The following is a 24,774-nucleotide window of genomic DNA, read 5'->3' as shown; positions in this document are numbered from 1 at the left end:
GCTGAGAGCATTTTTTTCGAGAAATTTAGTGGGGATGTCACGGTCGTTGATTGCACTCTTGCCCAATTCATCATATAATTATTTAGACGTTTCAAATGAACGAATTTAAGAATTTGGCAATCAATTTTGGAGGATTTAGTAATGAGCTATCAGGCATTATATCGGGTTTGGCGACCACAACGATTTGACGAAATCGTCGGCCAATCGATCATCACGCGAACATTAAAAAATGCTTTAATTACTAAACAGACGAGTCATGCCTATTTATTTACCGGTCCACGGGGGACGGGGAAAACTTCTGCTGCCAAAATATTTGCCAAAGCGGTTAACTGCCACTATTTGAAAGATGGTGAGCCTTGTAACCAATGTGAGACTTGTAAGGCGATTAATGAGGGTAGTTTAAACGACGTGATTGAAATTGATGCCGCTTCAAATAACGGCGTTGAGGAAATCCGGGACATTCGGGATAAGGCAAAGTATGCGCCAACCCAAGCGGATTATAAGGTCTACATTATTGATGAAGTTCATATGCTCTCTACAGGCGCATTTAATGCCTTATTGAAGACACTGGAAGAGCCACCGGCAAATGTCATCTTTATTCTGGCCACTACCGAGCCCCATAAAATCCCGGCAACCATCATCTCCAGGACCCAGAAGTTTGATTTTAAGCGGATTAAACCACAGGATATTTTAGAACGGATGGAATATATCCTTGATCAAAAAAAGGTTGAATATGATGATAAAGCACTCAAATTAATCGCTAAAGCCGCTGAAGGTGGGATGCGGGATGCATTGAGTATCCTGGATCAAGCGATGTCATACGGGGATAACAAAATCACCTATGAGAACGCTTTACTTGTCACTGGTAGTGTGACCAACGAGTTATTGACAACCTATATCGAACAAGTTGTTAATAAAGATACCAAGAGTGCGCTGATTACCATTCAGAAGATATTGGACGAAGGCAAGGATGCCAGTCGATTTATCGAGGACTTGACCAGTTACTGCCAAGATATTCTTCTATATCAACAGGATCCTGGAATCGTTGAAGAGATGGAACTGGGAATCATTGACGACAAGTTCAAGAAACTGAGTGGTCAGATCAGTGATCAGGAAATCTATCAAATCATTAATGAATTAAATGACATTTCTAATTCCTTAAGATATACGGCCCATCCTGATGTCTATTTGGAAGTCTTAACAGTTAAAATTACGCATTTGGATGATGCACCAAAGCCTAAAGCGGCTGGCACAGCTGCACCTCAACCAGCTCCTCAAACCACCGTTACCCCTCAAGTGACTACAGAGATCCAGCAGCTAACCCAAGAGGTCGCTAAATTAAAATCAGAGCTCGATACTCTTAAACAAGCGCCAACAACTGAAACAACGACCATCAGCACACCAGAGCCGGCAAAGCCCAGTGTGGATGCGCATACAATGGACAATCACATTGAATTGGCAAAGATTTATCCAATATTAGGCAAGGCAACTCGGAAGCAGTTGAATCAGTTTAAGGAAGTTTGGCCTGATTTGATGAAGGCTTTATCCGTGACTCAACGGGCTGTTATGCACGTCTCTTCACCGGTAGCTGCCAGTGCTGGTGGTGTGATTGTTGCCTTTGAGTATCCGTTCTTGTACCAAAAGGCACAGGGAGATACCGATTTGAAGGATGCCCTTGAGAACAATCTTGATCGCATTGTGGGTAAGGCACCTCAGATTGTCTTTGTCCCAGAAAATCAGTGGCCGGACATTCGTAAGGAGTATTTGACCAATCACAAGGATAAGCTAAAAAAAGCGGTTTCAAAGAATACTGAGAATGCCGACCCAAAAGTTGATTCGGCTGATGATGAGCCTGATAACCCTACAGAGGGGGATCCAGAAAGTCAGCCAGTCGTGAAGAAAGCTGCCGAGATCTTCGGCACAGATATTTTAGATATTAAAGATGATTAATTAGGAGGAAACCAATTATGATGAACGGCATGAACATGAACAAAATGATGAAACAAATGAAGAAGATGCAAAAGCAGCTTGGCGAAGAGCAGGAAAACCTGAAGCAACAAGAATTCAAAGGAACTGCTCCCGATGATATGGTTGAAGTAACCTTCACAGGTGACAAAAAGATGACTGATATTCAAATTAAGCCGGAAGCTATTGATCCGGACGATCCTGAAATGTTGGGCGACTTGATTTTAACTGCCGTGAATGACGGGATTACCAAGGTTGATAAAGCCACTGAAAGCACCATGGGTAAATACACTAAGGGTATCCCAGGAATGTAATCAGCGTTAAAAAGGGGAAAATATGCAATATCCTGAAGCAATTGCAAAATTAATTGATAGTTATATGAAATTACCAGGAATCGGCAGTAAGACTGCAACCCGGCTGGCTTTTTATACCATCGATATGAATGAAGACGATGTGAAAGAATTCTCGAAGGCACTGGTTGCAACTAAAAATGATCTTCATTATTGTTCAATTTGTGGTAATTTAACCGATGAAGATCCTTGTGAGATTTGTCGTGATAAGACTCGCGATCAATCCACCATTTTAGTGGTTGAAGAGCCAAAAGACGTGATGGTGATGGAAAAAGTCCAGGAGTATCATGGTTTGTACCATGTTCTCCACGGTGTTTTATCACCGATTGAGGGTAAAGGGCCTGAAGATCTCAATATCAGTTCGTTGATTAAACGCCTTCAGAAGATTAAAGCCGTTAAAGAAGTGATCGTGGCTACCAATGCGACGCCAGAGGGAGAGGCAACGGCTATGTATTTGAGTAAGCTGATTAAACCCGCTGGAATCAAAGTGACCCGTTTAGCTCACGGCTTATCCGTGGGTTCTGATATTGAATATGCTGACGAAGTGACTTTGTTTAAAGCTGTTCAAGGACGAACTGAAATTTAACTCGATAAGGTGGAGATGCATTCAATGTTTTTTAATCGATTGAGACGTCAAAATGTCAAAAGAGAATATGATGATCGTTTGCTGGATTTAATTAACAACTTGAAAGAAGAGTGGGACCATGCAGCTCAAACTCAAGAAGCTGTTGCTGATAGTGATATGGAGATGGAACAGGAAACTGCTCTGGCACGACAAAAATATTTCTTCATATATAAAGAGGCTCGGATTCGGAAAATTAAGAATTACCAAATTCAGCCCTCAGTTATCAGCTATGACCATGATGATTTTGAATAACCTTGTTTACCGGGATTATTTGTCAATTAGACACGTCAATTGACTTAAAGTACAATTAATTTAAACTCAAAGTGAGGGAATTGTTTTGAATGGTATGTTTATAACCTTTGAAGGACCAGATGGGGCGGGAAAAACCTCCGTGATGAATCGGGTAATTGCCGTTTTTAATCAAGAAATTGGTGATCAGTTGCTCGTTACCAGAGAACCCGGTGGCAACAAAATCTCAGAAGAAATTCGTCGGGTGATTCTTGACCGAGAAAATACTGAGATGGATTATCGGACTGAAGCGCTCCTCTATGCGGCGGCTCGTCGTCAACATCTGGTTGAAATAATTTTACCTGCACTTAAACAAAACAAACTGGTTCTTTGTGATCGGTACGTTGACAGTTCGGTGGCGTACCAGGGCTCCGGCAGACAGATCGGAATGGCACAAGTTGCCAAGATGAACGAATTTGCCACTGAAAAATTATTACCATTCAAAACCATTTACTTCGATATTCCAGTTGAAGTTGGCTTAAATCGGATTGCCGAACATCGTGACAGCAGCAAAATTGACCGTTTAGATGTTGAAACAACCGAGTTTCACAAACGGGTTCATCAAGGTTATATGAAGATCCGTGATGCCAACCCAAACAGATTTATCAGTATCGATGCAACTCAGCCAATTGATGCCGTGGTCAATGATACAATTAAGATTATCCACCAAATTGCCAAGCCCTATTTTAAGGAGAGTTGATTATGAAATTAGTCATTGCGATCGTTCAAGATAAAGATGCGAATAAATTACGATCAGTTTTCGTTGCTCACGATATTATCGCCACTCGATTTTCAACCACAGGCAGTTTCTTGCGGGCAGGAAACACCACTTATTTAGTTGCTGTTGATGACTCAAAAGTTGATTTAACTTTAAAATTAATCAAAGAAACCTGTTCGGCCCGTCAACAGTTCATGACGCCACCAGTTAGTCTGAATGGTGACACAGCGGAACATACTTTTCCAATTGAGGTTCAAGTTGGCGGAGCCACTGTTATGATTCTGCCAATCGAAGATTTTAAACAGTTCTAGAAGGGAACGTTATGGAACACGATATTGTTAACGTTGCTCAAACTAAACAACCGACGATTTTTGCCCAGTTCATGAATTTGGTGAAGAATAATGAATTATCCCATGCCTATTTGTTTACCGGGGAAGATGGTGCCGGCCAATTTTCAGTCGCAATGGGAGTTGCCATGCGGCTTTTTTGTACGAACGTTCAAAATGGCGTGCCATGTGGGAAATGTTCTGAGTGTGTACGGATCATGAATTATGATCATCCGGATGTTGTGATTACAAAACCGGATGGTCAGAGCATTAAAGTTGATCAAATTCGCCATGTCAAAAGTGAGTTCACCAAGAGTGCGATGGAAGGATCAAAAAAGGTCTTCATTATCTCTGAAGCCGAGAAAATGACCACTGGGGCTGCCAATAGTTTGTTGAAGTTTATTGAGGAGCCCACAGGAAATGTTGTGAGTTTTCTAATCAGTAAGAACCGTAACTTGGTGCTACCAACGATTATTTCTAGAACGCAGGTAGTGGAGTTTCCCAGTCTCAGCAAGAAATTAATGGTCGCTGAATTACAGTCCAGCGGCGTAAAGCCGAGCGAAGTCAATTTGATGATTTCAATTACCAACAGTCTGGACCAGATCAAAGCATGGTCGAAAGATGATTGGTTTGCGTCCACTCAGAAACTATTAGAAAAATGGTTTACTTATTTGGTTAAGGGCAACGCAATGGCAATGCCCTTTATCCAGATGTCTTTGATGCCGCTCATTACCAACAAGGATCGACAACGGATTGTCATTTCCATGATGCTGAGCTTGTTTGACGACGTACTGGAAACCAAGTATGGTACTTTGTCATCCGACAGGGTAAAATATCCGGGCATTCTAGCGGAAACCAAACAGGCAGCTGTTGAATGGAACAACGATCAAATTTTGGCAATGTTAGATGAATTGTTGGATATGAACGGCAGCATGGCAGTCAACGTCAACTTTCAGAACATAATTGAAGCTTTGACACTAAAGATACTTGCAATCGGTCAATCATAGTTTATTAAAGGGTGATAAAATCGTGGATAGTCAAAACTTGTACGATGAGTTAAAAGAAATGGATACACAACTGAGTGCGAGTGCGGCAAATTTTTCTCACCTTCATGAATCATTAATTGGTTTGATGGAGAAAAACGCTGAACTTGAGATTGAAAATCAGCATTTGCGTGACAGAATTAATGAGATTACTGAAAAAATGGATAATAATTCCCCTCGATTATCCAAATCAAGAAAGAATCTTGAAAAGCTCTACAACGAGGGGTTCCACGTTTGCAGTTCGTACTATGGCAAGCGACGGGAGAATGGTGAGGATTGTATTTTCTGCACCGATATTATTTACGGCAAACGAGACTGAGGGGTAAACATTGGAAACGCAAAAGAGTTTTGATACGTTAAGTGAATATGGCATTTTATATTTAGTGCCGACCCCAATCGGAAACCTTGATGATATGACCTTTCGAGCAGTCAAGATCCTTCAGTCAGCTGATTTGATAGCGGCTGAAGACACTCGAAATACGCAAAAATTATTGAATCATTTTGACGTTCAAACGAAGCAAATTAGCTTTCATGAGCATAACACGGCCGAACGAATTCCTGAATTAATCAGCAAACTCAAACAAGGTCTCACGATTGCTCAAGTCAGTGATGCAGGGATGCCGTCAATTAGTGACCCAGGACATGAGCTGGTTGTCGCCTGCATTGAACAGCACATTAATGTTGTTCCGCTGCCGGGAGCCAATGCAGGAATTACGGCATTGATTGCTTCAGGACTTTCGCCGCAGCCATTTTATTTTTACGGCTTTCTGTCCAGAAAGCCCAAGGAACAGCGAGAGGAAATTGATGATCTCCGAAATAAACCAGAGACGATGATTTTTTATGAAGCACCACATCGACTTAAAAAGACGCTTAAAAATTTACTCACTCAGCTGGGTGGTGATCGACAGGGGGCACTTTGTCGTGAATTGACCAAAAAACATGAGGAATTTATTCGTGGTACGCTCGACCAACTGAACGAATGGGCCAATTCAACTGAAATTCGGGGAGAATTTGTTATTATAATCTCAGGAAATGATCAACCGGATGTAGATGCCGAAGATCCACTCCAGGGGTTAACGATCGACCAGCAAGTTGATTTTTATATTGAGAATGGGTTACCTGTTAATGAAGCTATCAAAAAAGTGGCCAAGGATCATAATTTAAAAAAGCAAGTTATTTATAACCAATATCATGATATCAAATAGAAAGAAGTAATGCCCATGCCTGCTCATAGTTTTAGTGAACTGCATACAATTCCATTTTACGAGTGTAACGTGAATAATCGGATTTCAATTCCGATGCTGATCAATATTTTGATTCTGGCATCGGAACACCAAAACGAGAACCTCGGAATGGATCAAACATTCTTGATCGATCATTATGGGATTGGCTGGGTTGTCACTTCTTATTCGATTCACATTACTGAATTGCCACAAAAAGATTCAGTGGTCAAAATGACAACTCGAGGAACCTCGTATAATCGTTATTTTGCATTTCGTGAATTTTGGTTGCATGACCAAGATGATAATGAATTGGTGAAAGTTGAAAGCATCTGGGTTTTGATGAATGAAGAAACCCGTAAGATTACCCCAATTAATAAAGATGTGATCGCCCCATACCAATCAGAAAATGTTCGCCGAATTCCAAGATTGCCAAGGCCTGAGCGGATTGAGCCACATGATGATGTGACATCAAAAGAGTATCAGGTTCGCTGGAGTGACATTGATTTTAACGGTCATGTCAACAACTCTAGATATCCTGAGTGGATGCTCGATTCGTTGCCAATGGAATTTCTCAACAATCACGAGCCCGCTAACATTGATATTCGCTTCGAGAATGAAGTTAAGTACGGTAACCGGGTCACAAGTTCAGTGGTTGTTGATTCCTCAGATAATGCTAAAATTAAAACTGTGCACGAAATTAAATCAAACGATGTTCTTTCAGCAAGTGCCACGATTGTTTGGAAAGAAATTCAAGTAAAGGGCAACGATTAATCATGAAAATACTAGCAATTGACACTTCAAACAAGCCACTTTCCGTTGCAGTAATGGATAATGACCAATTATTAGCACAAACAACATTGACCACTCACCGAAAGCATGCTGAGTTCTTAATGCCAGTTATTGAGGATCTGGTCAAGAAGGCCGATCTGACACCTACCGATTTGGATCGAGTAGTGGTTGCCGATGGTCCAGGATCGTATACCGGCATCCGAATGGCAGTCACCGCTGCCAAGACAATTGCCAACACACTTGGCATTGAATTAGTCACGGTTTCTAGTTTGTTAAATTTGGCATTGAACGTTCAAAGGGCGGATGTTTTGATTAACCCAATTTTCGATGGCCGTAATCAGAATATGTTTACTGGCCTGTATCGTTGGAATCATGGAACAATTGAAACCGTGATTGAGGATCAGCATATCAGTTTGGGAAAATGGCTGCCTGCAATCAGTGATTACGAACAACCAATCCTCATTATCGGCGATACGGCTTCCTTTGAAGATGATATGCGAAACGTTCTACATAGTAGATTGTTAACCGCTAATCCACTCATGGGAATTCCCAGTGCCGCTTTGCTCGGGCAGTATGGGTTGGCAAAGTCGCCGGTTGAGGATGTGGATGCTGTGGTTCCAAGGTATCTGCGCTTAACCAAAGCCGAAGCTGATTGGAAAAAATTACATCCTAACGAGGATACGCATAATTATGTTGAAAAAGTTTAAAAATTGGTTCAACCAACAATTTTATAATAAAGAACTTCAACTTCGTGAAAGATATCTGGACATCAAGAACCACGATGTTGAAATTAACGGGACCGAGTATTTTTTAGCTAAAGCGATGATTCCAGATATTCCAGAAATTTTGGGGATCGAAAGGTCAGTTTATGGTGGTCAGACACCGTGGGACGACCGAGCTTTTCGGACTGAATTGATGCGAAAGACCGACCGGCTCTATTTAGTTTTGCGCAGAAATGACTACTTAGTTGCTTTCATTGGCTGTTCGTTAAACGATCATACCAAGGATTGCCATATCACCAACGTTGCAGTGGCACCTAATTTTCAGAATCATGGATTGGGATATTTCTTGGTAACAACCATTATCAAGAAGGCCCGTCAATTGGAATATGATAAGGTAACGCTGGAAGTTCGGGTAAGTAATACTCGAGCTCAGAAGTTGTATCGTGACATTGGCTTTGTTGACAACGGAACAAAAAAAGATTATTACTTTAACGATCGAGAAGACGCCTTGAATATGGTGTTGGATATTACCAAAATTGGTTAGACTGAAAATAGGGATGGGATGAATTTAGTGGCCAGAGATTTAGTGCTTTCATTTGAAACCAGCTGTGACGAAACTTCAGTTGCAGTAATTGAAAATGGAAATAAAATACTTTCAAATATAGTTGCAACTCAGATTAAGAGTCACCAACGTTTTGGTGGCGTCGTTCCTGAAGTTGCCAGTCGGCACCATATCGAACAAATTACGGGATGCATTGAAGATGCATTGCGTGATGCAGATGTGACTTATGACGATTTGACTTCGGTTGCAGTTACGTACGGCCCAGGATTGGTTGGCGCACTGTTGATTGGTGTTACCGCTGCTAAGGCGGTGGCTTGGGCACACAACCTGCCATTGGTACCAGTCAACCATTTAGCTGGCCATATTTATGCTGCTCGGTTAGTTGAGCCGATTGAATTTCCAGCTATGGCCTTGGTCGTTTCTGGCGGGCATACTGAATTAGTTTACATGCCTGAAGAAGATAAGTTTGAAATTATTGGTGAAACACGCGATGATGCTGCTGGCGAAGCTTACGATAAAATTGGTCGGGTTCTGGGCATCAATTATCCTGCTGGGAAACCAGTTGATGAATTGGCTCACCAGGGGAAGGATACCTTTAAATTTCCTCGGGCCATGGATTCTGATGATAATTTTGACTTTAGCTTTAGTGGCCTCAAAAGTGCGTTCATCAATACCGTTCACCATGCCGATCAAATTCATGAGGAACTCAGCAGAGAAGACTTAGCTGCCAGTTTCCAACAAGCGGTGGTTGACGTTTTGGCTGACAAAACTCAGCGGGCACTTAAAGAGTTTCCGGTTAAGCAACTAATCTTGGCCGGTGGTGTGGCTGCCAATAAAGGGCTTCGTGAACGGTTGACAAAAGAAATTGCGTCGTTTAAAGACACTAAGCTTGAATTAGTACCATTATCATTATGTGGTGATAATGCTGCGATGATTGGTGCTGCCGGCGAGATGCTATATCGTCATGGTGCACGAGCAGACGCAACGCTGAATGCTGATCCTGGTTTAGAATTTGAGTGGTTGGCAGACGAAGCAAAATAATTTAATTCAAAAAAAGCTGAGACTGGGACAAAAGTGTTCACTTTTGCCTCAGTCTCAGCTTTTAGTAGTTGCATGATTACCTAGCGAAAACGCGTTCAAACCGGCTGATCCCAGAATTTAAGGGCAGCAATCAACTATTCCAGAACCAGGAATAATTGATTGCTGCCCTTAAATTCTGGGATCAAAACGCCTATTTTCACGCTCTATTAATTTACTCATTATCTTCAAGCTTCAAACTTTGTTCTTCCCAACTTGATTCAGTCTCTTTGATTTGGGCATTGATGCTATCAAGTTGTTTCTGTAGGTCTTGCAGTTTACCCAGATCATTGAATACATCAGGTTTGGTCATTTCAGTTTCAATACTATCTTTGGATTTTGTCAGTTGATCTAATTTGGTTTCCAACGCATCTACTTCTCTGGCTAATTTGCGATGCTCTTTTTGAACTTGTTTGTTAATTTCATAATTTTTCTTATCTGTTGTGACAACAGTTTTCGGTTCAGGATTGTTCGCAGCATTTTTTTCTGCAGCATGTTGTTTGATGGCTTCCTGCTCATCTTTTTTATCTACATAATAATCGTAGTTGCCAAGGTAAAGGGTTGTGCCTTTGCGTGATAATTCAACAACTGCAGTAGCAATCTTGTTAATGAAGTACCGGTCGTGGGACACGAAGAGGATTGTGCCGTCAAATTGGTTCAACGCCTTTTCCAGGACTTCTCGACTATCGATATCCAAATGGTTGGTTGGCTCATCCAACATTAAAAAGTTGTTATGCTGCATGGCCAACTTGGTCAAAAGCAACCGTGCTTTTTCACCACCGGATAAATCATGGACCATCTTGGCGACGTCATCTCCTGAAAATAAGAAGCTGCCCAGAATGCTTCTAATGTCGCCTTCGGGGGTCGTTGGATGATCATCCCACAACTCCTCGAGAACGGTTTTGGAAGCGTGCAGTGAGGCTTGTTCCTGGTCGTAGTAGCCGGTATCGACTCCAGTACCAAATTGAGCCTTACCTTTTAAGAAGGGGATAATCCCTAAGATACTTTTTAATAAGGTTGATTTACCAACACCATTAGGTCCCACAATGGCAATTGCTTGGTGACGTTTAACATCGAGATTCACGGGTTCGGCAAGAACTGAAGTATAGCCAACAGCGGCATTTGCCACGTTTAACACGTTGTTGCCGCTTTTTGATTTTGGTGAAAATGAAAAGCGGGCAGTCTTCGAATCGCCAGTCGGCTTTTGCAGTTTATCCATTTTTTCAAGTTGTTTGCGACGAGCTTGAGCCTGTTTGGTTGTCGATGCCCGGACGATATTTTTATCGACAAAGGTTTGCAGCTTTTGGATTTTAGCCTGTTGCTTCTCGTACTCTTTCCACTCCTGCTCAACCAACTGATCTTTCTTTTTGGTGTAATCAGTGTAGTTACCAGTGAAATGGTGGAGGGTGCCTTGTGACATTTCATAGACTTCATTGACAATTCTGTCTAAAAAGTACCGGTCATGTGAAATGATCAAAAGGGCGCCACTGTAATTTTGAATATAACCTTCAAGCCAGGTAATGGTCTCGACGTCCAAGTGGTTGGTTGGCTCATCCAAAATTAACAGCTCTGGTTTCTCCAACAGTAACTTTGCCATTGCTAGTTGGGTCTTTTGGCCGCCGGATAGTTCATTGATTGGATGGTCATAATCAGACTCACCAAATCCAAATCCGTGAAGAACACCACGAATTTCAGCGTCATATCCGTAGCCATTGTGTTGCTCGAAATCAGCTCGGATGTTGTCATATTGTGATGAGATAGTTTCATATTCTTCGGATTGGGGATCGATATCCGGTGCTCCCATCTGTTTTTCCAGAGAGTGCAACTTGGCTTCCTGTTCTTTTAAGCCGGCAAAGACGGATTCCATTTCTGCATAAATCGTCTTATCGGAGTCCAAACCGGTATCCTGTGCCAAGTAACCAATTGTGAGATTTTTTTTAGTGACAATCTGACCACCATCAATGGATTGTTCACCGATTATCATTTTAACGAGGGTCGATTTGCCGGCACCATTGCGCCCAACAAGCGCAACCCGACTTTTTTCTTGAATGGCCAAATTAACTTTTGAGAAGATATTTTCGCCATTAAATCGTTTTGTTAGATCTTGTGCTTGTAAGATTATCAAGTGTTTGGCCACCTTTCTTTTTGTAACTATCAACAATCAATTTTATCATAATTTTCAAGCTTTCAGTAATTTATTGTAAGTATTATTTGAAATATATTTCACAAGATGTCATCTTATGGTAGAATGAGGTGTAAATAGGAATTCACAAAGTTTCTTTTAAACAAAATAAAAAATAGGAGGAAATTTTCTTGACAGCTGAAAATATTCCACGCGCAACCGCTAAACGATTGCCCATATATTATCGATACTTAAATATCTTGCATGACACAGGAAAACAACGGATTTCATCAACAGAATTGGCTGAGGCGGTTCAAGTAGATTCAGCAACCATTCGTCGTGACTTTTCCTATTTTGGCGCATTAGGTAAACGGGGGTACGGCTACGATGTCGATAACCTGCTTTCATTCTTCAAGACAATTTTGAACCAGGAGCATCTCACCAATGTCGCACTCATTGGAGTTGGTAATCTGGGTCACGCATTATTGAACTTTAATTTTCACAAGGACGGAAACGTTAGAATTTCTGCCGCATTCGATACGGATGACAAGATTGTGAATACGATTGAAGATGGGGTACCCGTCTATCCGATCGAAGAACTTTCACATCAGCTTCACGATCAGCAAATTAAAGTCATTATTTTAACTGTGCCGTCAAAAGTCGCTCAATCCATTGCGGATGACGCGGTTGCCGGTGGTGTCAAAGGAATTTTAAACTTCACACCAATTCGTCTCCAGGTTCCTGAAGATGTCTTGGTTCAAAATGTTGACCTGACCAATGAACTGCAAACCCTGATTTACTTCATTGAAAACTTTGGTAAGTAAAATAACGAACAAGATTATTGTAGAATGACCGTTCATTTTGAAAATGGCGGTCTTTTCTTTTGCTTTTATTTACTGATTTTGAGGGAAACAGCTGTCATTTCTGGAAGTAAATGTGTAGAAATCCTTGCAATTGGTCTGAAAAAATAATATATTATAAACAGTGATTAGCACTTTTATCATGTGAGTGCTAATGTTGCTAAAAATTGTTGTAAATGGAGGGACTAACGTGTTAAAACCATTAGGAGATCGCGTAATTATCGAAACTGAAAAAGAAGAAGAAAAATCGGTGGGCGGTATTGTTCTTGCTGACAACGCAAAGAAGAAGCCACAAGCCGGAACTGTTGTTGCCGTTGGTGACGGCCGTGTGTTGGATAATGGCACAAAGGTATCACCAGTTGTTAAAAAGGGCGACAAGGTTATGTTTGATAAGTACGCCGGAACTGAGATCGAGGATAACGATAAATCCTATCTGGTTCTTCATGAAAAAGATATCGTTGCAATTGTCGAATAAGATTATTTTAACAAGATAATTGTTAATAAGTGAATCATTTGAATCATTCAATTATAAATTAATCAAAAATATTTTTTTGAGGTGAAATTTAAAAATGGCTAAACAAGTAAAGTTTTCTGAAGATGCCCGCGGCGCAATGCTCAAGGGTGTTGATAAATTAGCAAATACAGTTAAAGCAACAATTGGACCAAAGGGTCGTAACGTTGTTTTGGAACAAAGCGCAGGTACACCAACAATTACTAATGATGGTGTCACAATCGCTAAGTCAATTGAATTACCTGATCATTTCGAAAATATGGGTGCCAAGTTGGTATCTGAAGTTGCTTCAAAGACCAACGATGTTGCCGGTGATGGTACCACTACTGCAACTGTTTTGACTCAAGCAATTGTTAACGAAGGTATGAAGAACGTCACTGCCGGTGCCAACCCAGTTGGAATTCGTCGTGGTATCGAAACTGCTACTAAGGCTGCAGTTGATGCACTTCACAAGATGTCACACGATGTTAAGACAAAGGATGATATTGCTCAAATCGCTTCAATTTCATCAGCTAACACAGAAGTTGGTAAGTTGATTGCCGATGCGATGGAAAAAGTTGGTCATGATGGTGTCATCACAATTGAAGAGTCACGTGGTGTTGATACCAGCTTGGACGTTGTTGAAGGAATGCAATTTGATCGTGGCTACATGTCACAATACATGGTGACTGACAACGACAAGATGGAAGCCAACTTGGACAATCCATACATCTTAGTTACTGACAAGAAGATTACTAACATTCAAGATATTTTGCCATTACTGCAAAAGATTGTTGAACAAGGTCGTTCACTTTTGATCATTGCCGATGATATCGGTGGTGAAGCTCTTCCAACTCTTGTATTGAACAAGATGAGAGGAACATTCAATGTTGTCGCCGTTAAGGCCCCTGGATTTGGCGATCGTCGTAAAGACCAGTTGCAAGATATTTCCATCTTAACTGGTGCAACCATGATTACTGATGATCTTGGTTTGAACTTGAAAGATGCTACTCTTGAACAATTAGGTCAAGCTAACAAAGTTAACGTTACTAAAGATTCAACGACTATCGTTGACGGTTCAGGCTCAAGTGATGAAATTGCAAAGCGAGTTGCCGAAATTAAGACTCAAATTGAAAAGACCACTTCAGACTTTGACCGTGACAAGTTAAAGGAACGTCTTGCTAAGTTATCAGGTGGGGTTGCCGTTGTTCGTGTTGGTGCCGCTACTGAAACTGAATTAAAAGAAAAGAAGTACCGTATTGAAGATGCTTTGAACGCAACCCGTGCTGCCGTTGAAGAAGGCTTTGTACCCGGTGGTGGAACTGCTTTGATTAACGTCATCCCAGAAATTGCCAAATTGGATGCCAAAGCTGATGGCGATGAAGAAACTGGAATCCGCATCGTACTTCGTGCCCTTGAAGAACCAGTTCGTCAAATCGCTGAAAATGCCGGGGTTGAAGGCTCAGTTATCGTTGAAAAGCTGAAGGATGAAAAGCCAGGAATTGGTTACAATGCCGCTAATGGTAAGTTTGAAGATATGATCAAAGATGGTATCGTTGATCCTACCAAGGTTACCCGTTCAGCACTTCAAAATGCTGCTTCTGTATCAGCATTATTGTTGACCACTGAAGCTGTTGTCGCTGAAGAGCCAAAGGATGATACCCCTGCAGCTCCAATGCCACAACCAGGAATGGGCATGTAATTTAAGCGTTAAATAATCAGTTTGAACTAAAATATTGTAAAATGAGCATCAATTCCAAATCAGGAATTGGTGCTCATTTTGCCACTTGCTTATTTCACGGTTCGATATTACAGTAAGTAGAGTGTGTTAAGACATAGTGCCTCTGTTTCTGAGCGTCCATCAGGCCTCAGCGAAGCAATTACGTAGGCAGTCGATATACGCCTTCACAAGAAACATGTGTGATCGAAATACGAATATAAAGGCATTTGCCATCTAACTTGGATAGGGATCTTTTGTGAACCTATCTGAGCGTACATATCAAGACTTGTTTTTAACCTTCAGAAGGACTATTATTTTATGGTTCACAAGAATGGTAGATTATTAAAAAAGGAGTAACTATTTATGTGGCGATATCTCAAACGGCTCCTGATTGGAAAGCCATTAAAAACCACTGATGAAGGTGGTCAATCCTTAACCAAATTCAAAGCACTGGCTTTACTATCATCCGATGCGCTCTCGTCAGTCGCATATGGTACTGAGCAGATTACTACCATTTTGATTACATTGTCAGCTGCAGCGTTGATGTATCAAATTTGGGTCGCAGCGCTTGTGTTGGTTCTGTTGGCCGCAATTACTTTATCGTACCAACAAATTATTCACGCTTATCCATCCGGTGGTGGCGCCTATGTGGTTGCCAGTACCAACTGGGGTGAGCAGGCCGGGTTAATTGCCGGGGGTTCACTTTTAGTTGATTACATGCTGACTGTTGCCGTATCAACAACTTCAGCAACTGAAGCAATTACCTCAGCTGTTCCATCGTTATATTCACATGGTGTCTTGATTTCCTGTTTAATTGTGGTTGCTATTATGCTGTTAAATCTTCGAGGAATTCGAGAATCGGCATCATTTCTGACGTTGCCGGTGTATCTATTCATTGTTATGATCATTGCGATGATCATCTATGGCGGCTATAACATCGTGAGTGGCAATATCGAGTATCACGCTGCCGCTCACATTGGCGCTCCCGTTGAAGGGATGACACTGGTTCTGTTCTTTAGAGCGTTCTCATCAGGTTCTTCATCACTGACTGGTGTTGAAGCGATCAGTAACGCTGTGCCTAATTTTAACAAGCCAAAAAGTAAGAATGCTGCCGCAACTTTAGCAATTATGGCAACTATTTTGGCCTGCTTCTTTGGTGGTATTACATTTCTAAGTTACTACATGGGGATTATGCCAAACAGCCACGAAACTGTTCTTTCACAAATTGGAGAAACGGTCTTCGGCCATGGTATTGTCTACTATATTCTTCAGCTATCAACTGCAATGATTTTGGCGGTTGCCGCCAACACTGGATTTTCTGCATTTCCAATTTTGGCTTATAACTTGGCCAAAGATAAATTTCTGCCACATGCCTATCTCGATAAAGGGGATCGGCTGGGGTACTCTAACGGAATTATTTCCTTAGCCGTTGGGGCAATCGTCCTCATTCAAATCTTTGGTGGCCGAACCAATTCATTGATTCCTTTGTATGCGGTCGGTGTGTTCATTCCATTTACATTGTCACAATCCGGAATGATTATCCATTGGCGCAGAAATCGAGGCAAGCACTGGCAGATGAAATCGGTGATCAATTTCATCGGTGCATTTATTTCGCTTACTTTGGTTACCTGCTTGTTCCTGTTAAGATTCCCAAATGTTTGGCCTTACTTGATTGTGATGCCGATTCTTCTGAGAATTTTCTATAAGATCAATCATCATTACAAGCGGGTTGCCGAACAGCTGCGAGTGGTAGAAGAGAATACTGAAATTGCTACAACTCATCATTTTGACGGCTCTACGGTGATTGTCCTGGTCAGCGGGGTAACCCGAGTGACCGCCAATGCCATTAGTTACGCCCAGTCGATTGGTGATTATGTCATCGCAATGCATGTGTCTTTCGACTCTAACCCTGAGAAGGAACACAAGACTTCAGAGCAGTTCAAGAAAGACTTCCCAGATGTCCGGTTTGTTGATATCCATTCATCCTACCGTTCAATTGCTCAGCCGACATTGCGGTTCTGTGATGTCATCGCTAAGCGGGCGGCTGATCGAAACTATTCAACCACTGTTTTGGTACCCCAATTTGTACCAAGGCATCGTTGGGAAAATGTCTTGCATAACCAGACCAGTTTAAGATTAAGAACGATTTTAAATTCACGACAAAATATTATTATTTCAACTTATAACTACCACTTGCGTGAGTAGTTAAGTCAAACATGACAGGCCATCCGTTAAATCAATAACGGATGGCCTGTTTTAGTGTGTTTTTAGCTGCCTGATGCGGTTTGATTGTGATTGTGGGTAATTACCCTGAAAGAGAGGGAAGCTGTTCAAAGAGGGGATAGTGACGTATTTATGACCACTGAATTTTTGAAAAAGTATGTAAAAAAAAAGACCGCCCAAATGGACGATCCTTTTGATCTTGTGAGGAATTAGTGAGCAATTCCCATGAAGTTAGCAAATGTAGGAACAACGACGTCAACAACGATTGAAATGATAACAACCGCGATGGCAGCCATCGCACCAGATACAGAACTTAACTGAATGGCCTTTGCAGAACCAACAGTATGTCCGGCAGTACCTAATCCAAGACCTTGGCCAATAGGTTCAGTCAAGTGGAAGATCTTGATGAGCCAAGTTGCCAAAGCGTAAATCAAGACGGCGTTCAAGATACATGCCATGGCAGTAACGGCAGGAGTACCTCCGATAGCACCAGAGATAGGCATTGCGATAGCTGTAGTAGCAGCTTGTGGAAGCATTGAAGCAATTCCGTTGTTGTTCAAGCCGATGAGCTTTGATACATAGTAGATGATGAACAATGAGATGAACAAACCAATAATTAATGATAGCAGAATCTCTAACCAGAATCGTTTAACAATATCGTTACGTTTGTACAGAGGAACAGCAAACGCAATAGTGGCTGGGTTTAAGAACCAGAAAATGATATCTCCACCTGGTTTGTAAGCGTTGGTGTAGAACCATGTAACATCGACACCAAACATCTTAGCCATGAGCCAGAGAATGAAGATTCCTAATACCATACCAACAAACAGTGGTTGGAATAAGAAGAATCCTTTTCCGATTTTGAATAGCCATTGACCAAACAAGAAAACAAGTAATGATAAACAGATACCAAAAATTGGTGTCCCTAAATACGAAATAATGGTTGTTTCAGTAGCAGACATTGTATTCACCCCTTTTATTATTTTTTATCGACTGTTTCACTGACAGTGATATCGCCGTGGAATACAGTCTTTCGGATCCAAATGAAGAATGATGTGGTGTAAGCAACAACAACAAGTAAGACAACCGTTGAAATAATAATAGCAATGATAAGTTGTACACCTTGAGCTTTCATGATATCAAGAGATGCAGTCAATTGAATTCCTGAAGGTACAAATAGAAATGCAATCATTCCGATCATAAATGTAGCAAATTTATCAACCCACTCAACTTTGACAATATGGAAAGTTAATAGGAGATAAAGAATAATTAATCCAAGAACTGGGGTTGGAACAGGAAACTTTGGTGCAACTGCTACCAACCATGCTGAAATTAAACTGGAAACAAACAATACGCCGGCAAAGATACCCATTTGAATAAGAATGGGTGCATCTTTTGTTTCGGCTTGTGTAGTATTTGATTTGTCAGCCATAGTAAAAACTCCTTCCGTTTGTGAAATATAAAATAATTAACCTGTTGTCTTACAAACTCTAGTATAAATGTTTTTGTGAAATATGACAATTGAAAACGTTAGCAATTTTCTTTAATGTGAAAATTCACACAATTGGTCCGGTGTAATTGTTTAAGTAGGTATCTTTACTTTGTGAGCAAGACGTACCTTGTTTTTATGATTTGTCGTTTGTATAATTGAATTAATATTAATTTGGAAGGAAATAAGTGAGGTTAGAGTTTTGAAATTTGAGATCATTGTATCTTTATTTGCAACCATGATTATTTCCGCGGTCTTAACCCCATTTATTCGGAAGCTTGCTTTTGCCGTTGGGGCAGAGGACCAGCCGAATAAACGGCGGGTTAATAAAATTCCAATGCCAACGATTGGTGGGTTGGCAATTTTTATTGCCTACACCTTCACGACGATGATTCTGTTACGGGATCAGTTCCCAACCAAAATTTTGTGGGGCGTCTATGGTGGAGAGTGCATCATTATCCTAACTGGGATTATTGATGACATCTTCGTTTTGAAGCCTCGCCAAAAAGTCTTGGGAATTTCGATTGCTGCATTATGGGTGTATTTCACCGCTGGCGTTAAGATGACTACGATCACACTGCCATTTTTTACCATTCATCTTGGTTGGATGAGTTTACCGGTCACTTACATTTGGATTTTGGCGATTACAAACGCTGTTAATTTAATTGATGGGTTGGACGGATTGGCCACCGGCGTTGCGATTATTGCGCTGACCACCATGGGCATTACTGCGATGTTCTTCCTTAATGTGGGGAATATTTTTGTTGCAATTATGATTTTTACGTTAGTTGCCGCATGTATCGGCTTTTTACCATATAACTTTTTCCCCGCTCGAATTTATTTGGGGGATACCGGTGCACTGTTTATCGGCTTTATGATGTCGGTCTTCTCGTTGTTTGGATTAAAGAACGCCACTTTCATTACGTTGTTAATTCCTGTTATGATTTTGGGTGTTCCCATTACCGATACGGTATTTGCCATTTTCAGGCGGCTATTAAATAAGGAGCCGATTACCCATGCCGATAAACGTCATTTGCATCACCGATTGATGCAAATCGGGTTAACTCATCGGCAAACGGTGTTGGTGATTTATGGCATTGCATTGATTTTTTCATTTATTTCTTTGCTATATCCAATTTCAACTTTGTGGGGCTCAATTCTGCTGACAATTGCCGTGCTAATCGGCTTGGAGTTGTTTGTTGAAACCATCGGGCTGGTTGGTGAAGACCGACAACCTTTGTTGAATGGGATTAAGCGATTGGTGAAGGATACGACTAGTAAAAATAACCATTAGAGTAAAAATGTCTGACAAATTGTCAGGCATTTTTTGCGTATATAAGCGCACAGAAACTAATTTAAAACTTTATTGAATCCAGTTTGCTCAAGTATTTTTTCCGTTTTTGAAGATTGGAGTTTGAGATTCCACCAAAATTAAGCCATTTACAATTTTTTATCCCGAGTTGATGCAGCGTTTGATGAATGAAGATCTTTTTGATGGCATTTCCTGAAAATAATCTTAGATAAAATGTGGGTGATGTCGATGTTGTTAATACATACGCCTGCTTAATATTTCCCAGTTCGCCTTTAACACCCGTTTTTGTGATCGTGTGTGATAGGCCTTTTCCTTCTTTCATGACTTTATCAATGAATCCCTTCAACATCCCAGGAATACTGTTCCACCAAATTGGCGTGATAAAGATAACTTTGTTCGCATTTTTGAGATCATTAAGATATTCGATTGATTTTGGGTCGTGTGAAGCACCTTGATGGAAAAGCCGTAGTTCCTCAACATCATATGTTGGGATAAATTTCTCTCGGTATAGATCAATCAATTTCCAACTGACTTTATGCGAATCCAGATTCGATATGATGGCATCCAAAACGGCATGGTTAAAACTCTTTTTGTAGGGATGACAATAGATAATTAGAACATCTGACATTTTATTTTCCTCCTATCAGTTGAGTAGCGGATAACAATAATAATTTTCGATTATATGTGACTGCGCCATTCGCAATTAATGCGCCATAACCCTGAATAAATGCCCACATTTTGATGAATAGGGCACTTTCAGGTTCCGTAAGACCACGTTGCTTAATCAGGTCATGAAGAATCTGATGAGTTAAGGTTAAAAAGCCAAATGAATGGTCATCTAAATTATGTGAGTAAACTTGGATGACCCCTGGGTTGAATAACAAAAAGTTCATCAAGTTTGGGACCGTTTCAATCTGTGAGATAACGAACTCACCTAAATTGATCAGGTTGTTTAATGCATCTTTGCTACTAGCTTTTTCAAGCCGAATCAAAGCATCCTCCGAGAATTTTTTGGAGAGCACAATTGCGGCGTCTTTGAATAGATCATTCTTACTTGAAAAATGTTTATAAAATGATCCTGTGGTTAAATTAAGCGTAGCAAGAAGCTTTCTAAGGGAGATATTTTGGTATCCGTGGTCTCTTATCAGTCGAATTGTCTGAGAAATAATCCGTTCTTTTGTATGATTTGTTTTTCCAGCGATAAAGGGCACCTTCTTTCTTATTCAAGATAACACTGTTATCCTATTGATGTAAATAAAAACGTGAGCAATAAGTCACGTTTCTTGAAAACTTGATAATCAAAACATGTGAGCTCGCTTACTTTTCATCATTCTGCCGGTCCTCACGTGAATAGGGAACCTCAAAAAGTTTATATTTGCCTTTTTGATAACCGAATTGATCACTCAACAAGTTGGTGATTTGGGTGATCAATGCATCAAAGTCAGCATCACTGACAGCAATGACAACTTCGATTTTGTCTGTATAATTGGTCTTTTCAATGGGGATAGATTCATTTTCTAAGAAATATTTCAACTTATCAAACTGATTGTAATCAATCGTCAAAGTTAATTCTTGTTTATTAACTAATTTAACGATCCCCAAAGAATCAATCGTGGTCGAAGTGGCATTGCTATATGCGCGAATGAGGCCGCCAGCACCCAGCTTGATGCCGCCGAAATACCGGGTGACCACGGCGAGGACGTTATGGAGTTCATTCATTTTGAGAACTTCCAAGATTGGCACCCCAGCTGTTCCAGATGGCTCACCATTGTCGCTTTCACGTTGGATGTGGTCGTCATCGCCCAGCATGTAGGCATAACAGTTATGGTTGGCCTTGGCATTATCTTTTGAGACTTCGGCAATTATCTTTTTTGCCTGGTCCTCGTTTTCAATTCTGGCCATCGTACAGATGAAGCGGGACTTTTTGATTTCGATTTCATGGGTCCCGTCTGATTTAATTGTTAAAGATTCATTTTTCAAAAAAGGATTCCTCCAATGATTGCGTATTTTAATAGCGAGGTGACTTTCTATGATTAATGATATATCAGAGTTGTATGGACGCCAAATTCCATTGCGTGACTTGCCTGAAAATCTGATAACCTTACCGGACATTCAGTCGCGTGATGCAATCAGCCGCGAACGTGGGCTGAAATGTGTCCGCTGTGGTTCAAGACTTCGGCGAAAGGATGCTTATTTACCAAATAAGCAGTTTTATTGTTATGCCTGCATTCAAATGGGGCGTTTGGATACCCTGACACCATTGGCGTGGCTGCCAGAACCGAATCGTTTTCCATCTAATCCTGAACCACTTACTTGGGATGGGCAACTGACCGAACTGCAAGAAGAATGTGCCAATAAAGTCGTTGAGGTGTTTCAAAACAAGCAACGGCATTTACTGTGGGCGGTCACTGGTGCCGGCAAAACCGAAATGTTGTTCAAAGGCATCAGTTGGGCGGTTGCTCGCGGCTTACGCATTGGAATCGCTTCCCCCAGGGTTGATGTGTGTATTGAATTATTTCCACGGATTCAATCTGCCTTTGAAAAAGTTTCCACGGTGTTGCTGCATGGGAAGAGTGAACAGCCATACAAATACAGTCAGATAACAATTTGTACAACTCATCAACTGCTTCGATTCTATCATGCCTTCGATGTCTTGATTATTGATGAAGTCGATGTTTTCCCATATTCTGGCAACCAAATGCTTCACTTTGGCGTTTCAAATGCGATTAAAGCCGACGGTGCGACACTCTATTTAACAGCAACACCAGACCAAGCGTTATTCCGAGCAATTTCTCGAAAACAACTTTCGGTGAGTTATTTACCGATTAGATATCATGGCCATTATTTACCTGAAGTAACGGTTATTCGAATCAAAAATTTAAGCAATCAAATTTCGGCTGGGACGTTACCGAAGCAAATTGTGAAAATGGTGACCAATTTGGCGGCAGCAAAGCAACGGTTCTTATTGTTTGTGCCGCATATTAAAGATTTAGCCGCGGTCGCAACAGCCATCAAGCGAGCCGGCGTGGTAGCCAAGTTTGAAACCGTCTATTCCGCGGATCCTGATCGAATTGAGAAGGTGGCGCTGATGCGCAGTCGGCAGATTGATTTTCTAATCACCACAACCATTTTGGAACGGGGCGTCACATTTCCAGGGATTGACGTGTTGGTATTGAAGGCTGATAACGATATTTTTTCAGCAGCCGCGTTAGTCCAAATTGCCGGTCGAGTGGGTCGTAATCGTGACCGACCAACCGGACAAGTGCTTTTTTATTGTGAAAATAAAGCCGCCAACATTAAATCTTGTGATCGACAGATTAAGTTAATGAACCGAAAGGCGGCCAAACTATGAGAGCCTGCCTGTTATGCAATTCACCCCTCAGAAATGAAATGCCGCTGGCTGACTTGATGCGTCTGACCCCACTTGTGAAAAGCACAATCTGCGAGAATTGCTCAAACGGTTTTGTTGATTTATCATCCGGTCCCACGTGTAACGTTTGTGGGCGAAACCGGCTGCAAGGGATGCCAGATCCTTGCCAAGATTGCCTGCGATGGATGAAGTCCAGTGAGCTGGTATTTGAGAACGCTGCCTTGTATGCCTACAACCCGTTCATGAAAGATTTTATGAAACGGTACAAATTTAACGGTGATTATCGGTTGCGTCAGGTATTTTCTGGACAGATTCGCCAACGATTAAAGAAAATTAATGAAGTGATTGTCCCCATTCCAGTGAGTATTGATACCATGGCGACCCGTGGCTTTAATCAGGTGACTGGCTTATTAGACAACTTGGAATATGCTGACGTCCTTAAAGTTAAAGCTGAAAAGAAAGCAGTTCGCCAGTCTGAAAAGAATCGCCGAGAGCGAATGGCACTTAATCAACCGTTTGAACTCAATCAATTTGAAAAAAATTCGATCCAAAATAAAGCCGTTTTGATAGTTGACGATGTATACACAACCGGCACAACCATTAGGCATGCGGCCACTCTCATGCACGAAGCAGGGGCGACTTCTGTCAGGGGGTTCACTTTAGCTCGTTGAAGAAATCCAGACCCAATGATTGTTAAAATGCGAACTTTCAATTATACTAAAGTTGTAGCCAGTAATGAAAGTGATTTCATTAGTGGACCATTAAGCCTTTAATGGTGAAGGGAGAGAACGCTATGCTAATTTTTAACATTCGTGGTGAAAACATTGAGGTAACCCAGGCGATTCGTGATTACGTTGAAAAGCGGATCAGTAAACTGGAGAAGTACTTTGAAAAGGACATGAAAAATACTGCTCATGTCAATTTGAAGGTTTATCCAGATAAGCAAGCAAAAGTTGAGGTAACCATTCCTTTACCATACTTAACTTTGAGAGCCGAAGAAATGTCGAACGATTTGTACGCAAGTGTTGATCTGGTAACAGATAAGCTCGAACGTCAGATTCGTAAGTACAAGACCAAGGTTAACCGCAAATCTCGTGAAAAAGGGTTCAAGAACCTCGAGTTCGCACCTGTTGAAGATACAAGCAGCTCGGATTCAGATGATGAATCCAAGTTCCAAGTTGTTCGTACAAAGCAATTGGCATTGAAGCCAATGGACAATGAGGAAGCCATTCTTCAAATGGACATGTTGGGTCATGATTTCTTCATCTACGAAGATGCAGAAACTTCAGGCATCAACATTGTTTACCGTCGCAATGATGGCCGTTATGGCTTGATTGAAACCGGCGAAGAATAATCGATACAATAATCAGCGGGCATTGAATGATGCTTTGCGTTAAGATTGGGGATAAATTGATTGTTAATTTATCTCCAATTTTTTGTGCTCACCCACATATTAATTGGGCAATATTGGACGTTTAACCTTTCATATCTATTCAAAAT

General features: G+C 41.1%; 27 protein-coding genes and 1 pseudogene. 21 read left to right on the top strand and 7 right to left on the bottom strand.

Translation table 11 applies throughout. From position 1 onward, the window contains the following. Positions 1–141: 141 nt before the first annotated feature. The 13 genes from dnaX to tsaD all read left to right on the top strand — a co-directional run bounded on the left by dnaX (position 142) and on the right by tsaD (position 9,652). Entirely contained in the window at positions 142–1,950 is a 1,809-nt protein-coding gene (gene dnaX, locus FD05_RS10420; protein WP_020279985.1) for a DNA polymerase III subunit gamma/tau, read from the top strand. Positions 1,951–1,967: 17 nt separating this feature from the next. Next, entirely contained in the window at positions 1,968–2,279 is a 312-nt protein-coding gene (locus FD05_RS10415; protein WP_020279986.1) for a YbaB/EbfC family nucleoid-associated protein, read from the top strand. A gap of 22 nt (positions 2,280–2,301) precedes the next feature. Next, positions 2,302–2,901 (top strand): recombination mediator RecR, encoded by a 600-nt coding sequence (gene recR / locus FD05_RS10410; protein WP_020279987.1) that lies wholly within the window; start codon positions 2,302–2,304, stop codon positions 2,899–2,901. Between the two features lie 24 nt (positions 2,902–2,925). Next, positions 2,926–3,192 carry a YaaL family protein gene (locus FD05_RS10405; protein WP_020279988.1) on the top strand — a complete coding sequence of 89 codons (267 nt, stop codon included), beginning with the start codon at positions 2,926–2,928 and terminating at the stop codon, positions 3,190–3,192. 85 nt (positions 3,193–3,277) lie between these two features. After that, a complete protein-coding gene (tmk, locus tag FD05_RS10400; protein WP_020279989.1) occupies positions 3,278–3,928 on the top strand; it encodes a dTMP kinase in 651 nt (216 codons plus the stop codon). 2 nt (positions 3,929–3,930) lie between these two features. Further along, on the top strand, positions 3,931–4,257 hold the full coding sequence (locus tag FD05_RS10395) for a cyclic-di-AMP receptor (RefSeq protein WP_014940153.1): 327 nt from the start codon (positions 3,931–3,933) through the stop codon (positions 4,255–4,257). 11 nt (positions 4,258–4,268) lie between these two features. Continuing rightward, positions 4,269–5,279, top strand: coding sequence for a DNA polymerase III subunit delta' (gene holB, locus FD05_RS10390; RefSeq protein ID WP_020279990.1), 1,011 nt, complete (start codon positions 4,269–4,271; stop codon positions 5,277–5,279). A gap of 22 nt (positions 5,280–5,301) precedes the next feature. After that, the gene (locus tag FD05_RS10385; protein ID WP_020279991.1) at positions 5,302–5,634 is read left to right on the top strand and encodes a DNA replication initiation control protein YabA; all 333 of its coding nucleotides are present in this window, start codon (positions 5,302–5,304) and stop codon (positions 5,632–5,634) included. 10 nt (positions 5,635–5,644) lie between these two features. Then, on the top strand, positions 5,645–6,520 hold the full coding sequence (rsmI, locus tag FD05_RS10380; RefSeq protein WP_020279992.1) for a 16S rRNA (cytidine(1402)-2'-O)-methyltransferase: 876 nt from the start codon (positions 5,645–5,647) through the stop codon (positions 6,518–6,520). A 15-nt stretch (positions 6,521–6,535) separates the two neighbouring features. After that, positions 6,536–7,309 (top strand): acyl-[acyl-carrier-protein] thioesterase, encoded by a 774-nt coding sequence (locus tag FD05_RS10375; RefSeq protein ID WP_039932241.1) that lies wholly within the window; start codon positions 6,536–6,538, stop codon positions 7,307–7,309. A gap of 2 nt (positions 7,310–7,311) precedes the next feature. After that, a complete protein-coding gene (gene tsaB / locus FD05_RS10370; RefSeq protein ID WP_020279994.1) occupies positions 7,312–8,034 on the top strand; it encodes a tRNA (adenosine(37)-N6)-threonylcarbamoyltransferase complex dimerization subunit type 1 TsaB in 723 nt (240 codons plus the stop codon). Continuing rightward, positions 8,018–8,593: a ribosomal protein S18-alanine N-acetyltransferase gene (gene rimI / locus FD05_RS10365; protein WP_020279995.1), complete on the top strand. Its 576-nt coding sequence runs from the start codon at positions 8,018–8,020 to the stop codon at positions 8,591–8,593. Before tsaB ends, rimI begins: the two co-directional genes overlap by 17 nt. Before the next feature lie 18 nt (positions 8,594–8,611). Next, positions 8,612–9,652 carry a tRNA (adenosine(37)-N6)-threonylcarbamoyltransferase complex transferase subunit TsaD gene (gene tsaD / locus FD05_RS10360; protein WP_039932244.1) on the top strand — a complete coding sequence of 347 codons (1,041 nt, stop codon included), beginning with the start codon at positions 8,612–8,614 and terminating at the stop codon, positions 9,650–9,652. A 211-nt stretch (positions 9,653–9,863) separates the two neighbouring features. Here tsaD and FD05_RS10355 read toward each other — a convergent pair whose 3' ends face one another. After that, the gene (locus FD05_RS10355) at positions 9,864–11,813 is read right to left on the bottom strand and encodes an ABC-F family ATP-binding cassette domain-containing protein (protein WP_191980507.1); all 1,950 of its coding nucleotides are present in this window, start codon (positions 11,811–11,813) and stop codon (positions 9,864–9,866) included. A gap of 188 nt (positions 11,814–12,001) precedes the next feature. On the opposite strand from FD05_RS10355, the gene FD05_RS10350 reads away from it, so the two are divergent. The 4 genes from FD05_RS10350 (at position 12,002) to FD05_RS10335 (ending at position 17,085) form a co-directional block, all read left to right on the top strand. Then, positions 12,002–12,634 carry a redox-sensing transcriptional repressor Rex gene (locus FD05_RS10350; protein ID WP_020279998.1) on the top strand — a complete coding sequence of 211 codons (633 nt, stop codon included), beginning with the start codon at positions 12,002–12,004 and terminating at the stop codon, positions 12,632–12,634. A 226-nt stretch (positions 12,635–12,860) separates the two neighbouring features. Continuing rightward, positions 12,861–13,145 carry a co-chaperone GroES gene (gene groES / locus FD05_RS10345; RefSeq protein WP_020279999.1) on the top strand — a complete coding sequence of 95 codons (285 nt, stop codon included), beginning with the start codon at positions 12,861–12,863 and terminating at the stop codon, positions 13,143–13,145. A gap of 94 nt (positions 13,146–13,239) precedes the next feature. Next, positions 13,240–14,862: a chaperonin GroEL gene (gene groL, locus FD05_RS10340; protein WP_020280000.1), complete on the top strand. Its 1,623-nt coding sequence runs from the start codon at positions 13,240–13,242 to the stop codon at positions 14,860–14,862. 381 nt (positions 14,863–15,243) lie between these two features. Beyond that, positions 15,244–17,085 (top strand): APC family permease, encoded by a 1,842-nt coding sequence (locus FD05_RS10335; protein ID WP_020280001.1) that lies wholly within the window; start codon positions 15,244–15,246, stop codon positions 17,083–17,085. Positions 17,086–17,312: 227 nt separating this feature from the next. On the opposite strand, the gene lrgB is transcribed toward FD05_RS10335, so the two are convergent. Next, positions 17,313–18,065, bottom strand: a complete 753-nt coding sequence (lrgB, locus tag FD05_RS10330; protein WP_020280002.1) for an antiholin-like protein LrgB — start codon at positions 18,063–18,065, stop codon at positions 17,313–17,315. A gap of 17 nt (positions 18,066–18,082) precedes the next feature. Further along, positions 18,083–18,535 (bottom strand): CidA/LrgA family protein, encoded by a 453-nt coding sequence (locus FD05_RS10325; protein ID WP_020280003.1) that lies wholly within the window; start codon positions 18,533–18,535, stop codon positions 18,083–18,085. A 259-nt stretch (positions 18,536–18,794) separates the two neighbouring features. On the opposite strand from FD05_RS10325, the gene FD05_RS10320 reads away from it, so the two are divergent. Beyond that, positions 18,795–19,886, top strand: a complete 1,092-nt coding sequence (locus FD05_RS10320) for a glycosyltransferase family 4 protein (protein WP_020280004.1) — start codon at positions 18,795–18,797, stop codon at positions 19,884–19,886. 61 nt (positions 19,887–19,947) lie between these two features. Here the strand turns inward: FD05_RS10320 and FD05_RS10315 are convergent, their stop codons facing one another. From FD05_RS10315 to FD05_RS10305, 4 genes and pseudogenes are all read right to left on the bottom strand, one after another. Then, positions 19,948–20,532 carry an NAD(P)H-dependent oxidoreductase gene (locus FD05_RS10315; protein WP_020280005.1) on the bottom strand — a complete coding sequence of 195 codons (585 nt, stop codon included), beginning with the start codon at positions 20,530–20,532 and terminating at the stop codon, positions 19,948–19,950. Position 20,533: 1 nt separating this feature from the next. Next, positions 20,534–20,896, bottom strand: coding sequence for a TetR/AcrR family transcriptional regulator (locus FD05_RS11870; protein ID WP_223602374.1), 363 nt, complete (start codon positions 20,894–20,896; stop codon positions 20,534–20,536). A 51-nt stretch (positions 20,897–20,947) separates the two neighbouring features. Next, positions 20,948–21,115, bottom strand: a pseudogene (locus FD05_RS11865) (TetR/AcrR family transcriptional regulator); the annotation flags it as partial. Positions 21,116–21,221: 106 nt separating this feature from the next. Then, positions 21,222–21,884 carry a YigZ family protein gene (locus tag FD05_RS10305; RefSeq protein ID WP_039932249.1) on the bottom strand — a complete coding sequence of 221 codons (663 nt, stop codon included), beginning with the start codon at positions 21,882–21,884 and terminating at the stop codon, positions 21,222–21,224. 49 nt (positions 21,885–21,933) lie between these two features. Between FD05_RS10305 and FD05_RS10300 the strand changes: the two genes are divergently transcribed. The 3 genes from FD05_RS10300 (at position 21,934) to hpf (ending at position 24,628) form a co-directional block, all read left to right on the top strand. Then, complete coding sequence (locus tag FD05_RS10300; protein ID WP_020280008.1) at positions 21,934–23,256, top strand: ATP-dependent helicase ComFA; 1,323 nt, start codon at positions 21,934–21,936, stop codon at positions 23,254–23,256. Between the two features lie 203 nt (positions 23,257–23,459). Then, positions 23,460–23,945, top strand: coding sequence for a ComF family protein (locus FD05_RS10295; RefSeq protein WP_020280009.1), 486 nt, complete (start codon positions 23,460–23,462; stop codon positions 23,943–23,945). A 122-nt stretch (positions 23,946–24,067) separates the two neighbouring features. After that, positions 24,068–24,628, top strand: a complete 561-nt coding sequence (hpf, locus tag FD05_RS10290; protein ID WP_020280010.1) for a ribosome hibernation-promoting factor, HPF/YfiA family — start codon at positions 24,068–24,070, stop codon at positions 24,626–24,628. Positions 24,629–24,774: the final 146 nt, after the last annotated feature.

Source organism: Lentilactobacillus otakiensis DSM 19908 = JCM 15040, from assembly GCF_001434145.1.
Lineage (GTDB): Bacteria > Bacillota > Bacilli > Lactobacillales > Lactobacillaceae > Lentilactobacillus > Lentilactobacillus otakiensis.
The sequence above is the reverse complement of the archived record's forward strand: the minus strand, read 5'-3'. Positions and strand labels throughout refer to the sequence as shown.

Excerpts from the sequence above, each read along its gene's own strand:
- dnaX (WP_020279985.1), top strand. The coding sequence starts at position 142 with ATGAGCTATCAGGCATTATATCGGGTTTGGCGACCACAACGATTTGAC.
- FD05_RS10415 (WP_020279986.1), top strand. The coding sequence starts at position 1,968 with ATGATGAACGGCATGAACATGAACAAAATGATGAAACAAATGAAGAAG.
- recR (WP_020279987.1), top strand. The coding sequence starts at position 2,302 with ATGCAATATCCTGAAGCAATTGCAAAATTAATTGATAGTTATATGAAA.
- FD05_RS10405 (WP_020279988.1), top strand. The coding sequence starts at position 2,926 with ATGTTTTTTAATCGATTGAGACGTCAAAATGTCAAAAGAGAATATGAT.
- FD05_RS10395 (WP_014940153.1), top strand. The coding sequence starts at position 3,931 with ATGAAATTAGTCATTGCGATCGTTCAAGATAAAGATGCGAATAAATTA.
- holB (WP_020279990.1), top strand. The coding sequence starts at position 4,269 with ATGGAACACGATATTGTTAACGTTGCTCAAACTAAACAACCGACGATT.
- FD05_RS10375 (WP_039932241.1), top strand. The coding sequence starts at position 6,536 with ATGCCTGCTCATAGTTTTAGTGAACTGCATACAATTCCATTTTACGAG.
- tsaB (WP_020279994.1), top strand. The coding sequence starts at position 7,312 with ATGAAAATACTAGCAATTGACACTTCAAACAAGCCACTTTCCGTTGCA.
- rimI (WP_020279995.1), top strand. The coding sequence starts at position 8,018 with ATGTTGAAAAAGTTTAAAAATTGGTTCAACCAACAATTTTATAATAAA.
- tsaD (WP_039932244.1), top strand. The coding sequence starts at position 8,612 with ATGAATTTAGTGGCCAGAGATTTAGTGCTTTCATTTGAAACCAGCTGT.
- groL (WP_020280000.1), top strand. The coding sequence starts at position 13,240 with ATGGCTAAACAAGTAAAGTTTTCTGAAGATGCCCGCGGCGCAATGCTC.
- FD05_RS10335 (WP_020280001.1), top strand. The coding sequence starts at position 15,244 with ATGTGGCGATATCTCAAACGGCTCCTGATTGGAAAGCCATTAAAAACC.
- lrgB (WP_020280002.1), bottom strand. The coding sequence starts at position 18,065 with ATGTCTGCTACTGAAACAACCATTATTTCGTATTTAGGGACACCAATT.
- FD05_RS10325 (WP_020280003.1), bottom strand. The coding sequence starts at position 18,535 with ATGGCTGACAAATCAAATACTACACAAGCCGAAACAAAAGATGCACCC.
- FD05_RS10315 (WP_020280005.1), bottom strand. The coding sequence starts at position 20,532 with ATGTCAGATGTTCTAATTATCTATTGTCATCCCTACAAAAAGAGTTTT.
- FD05_RS10300 (WP_020280008.1), top strand. The coding sequence starts at position 21,934 with ATGATTAATGATATATCAGAGTTGTATGGACGCCAAATTCCATTGCGT.
- FD05_RS10295 (WP_020280009.1), top strand. The coding sequence starts at position 23,460 with ATGAAGTCCAGTGAGCTGGTATTTGAGAACGCTGCCTTGTATGCCTAC.
- hpf (WP_020280010.1), top strand. The coding sequence starts at position 24,068 with ATGCTAATTTTTAACATTCGTGGTGAAAACATTGAGGTAACCCAGGCG.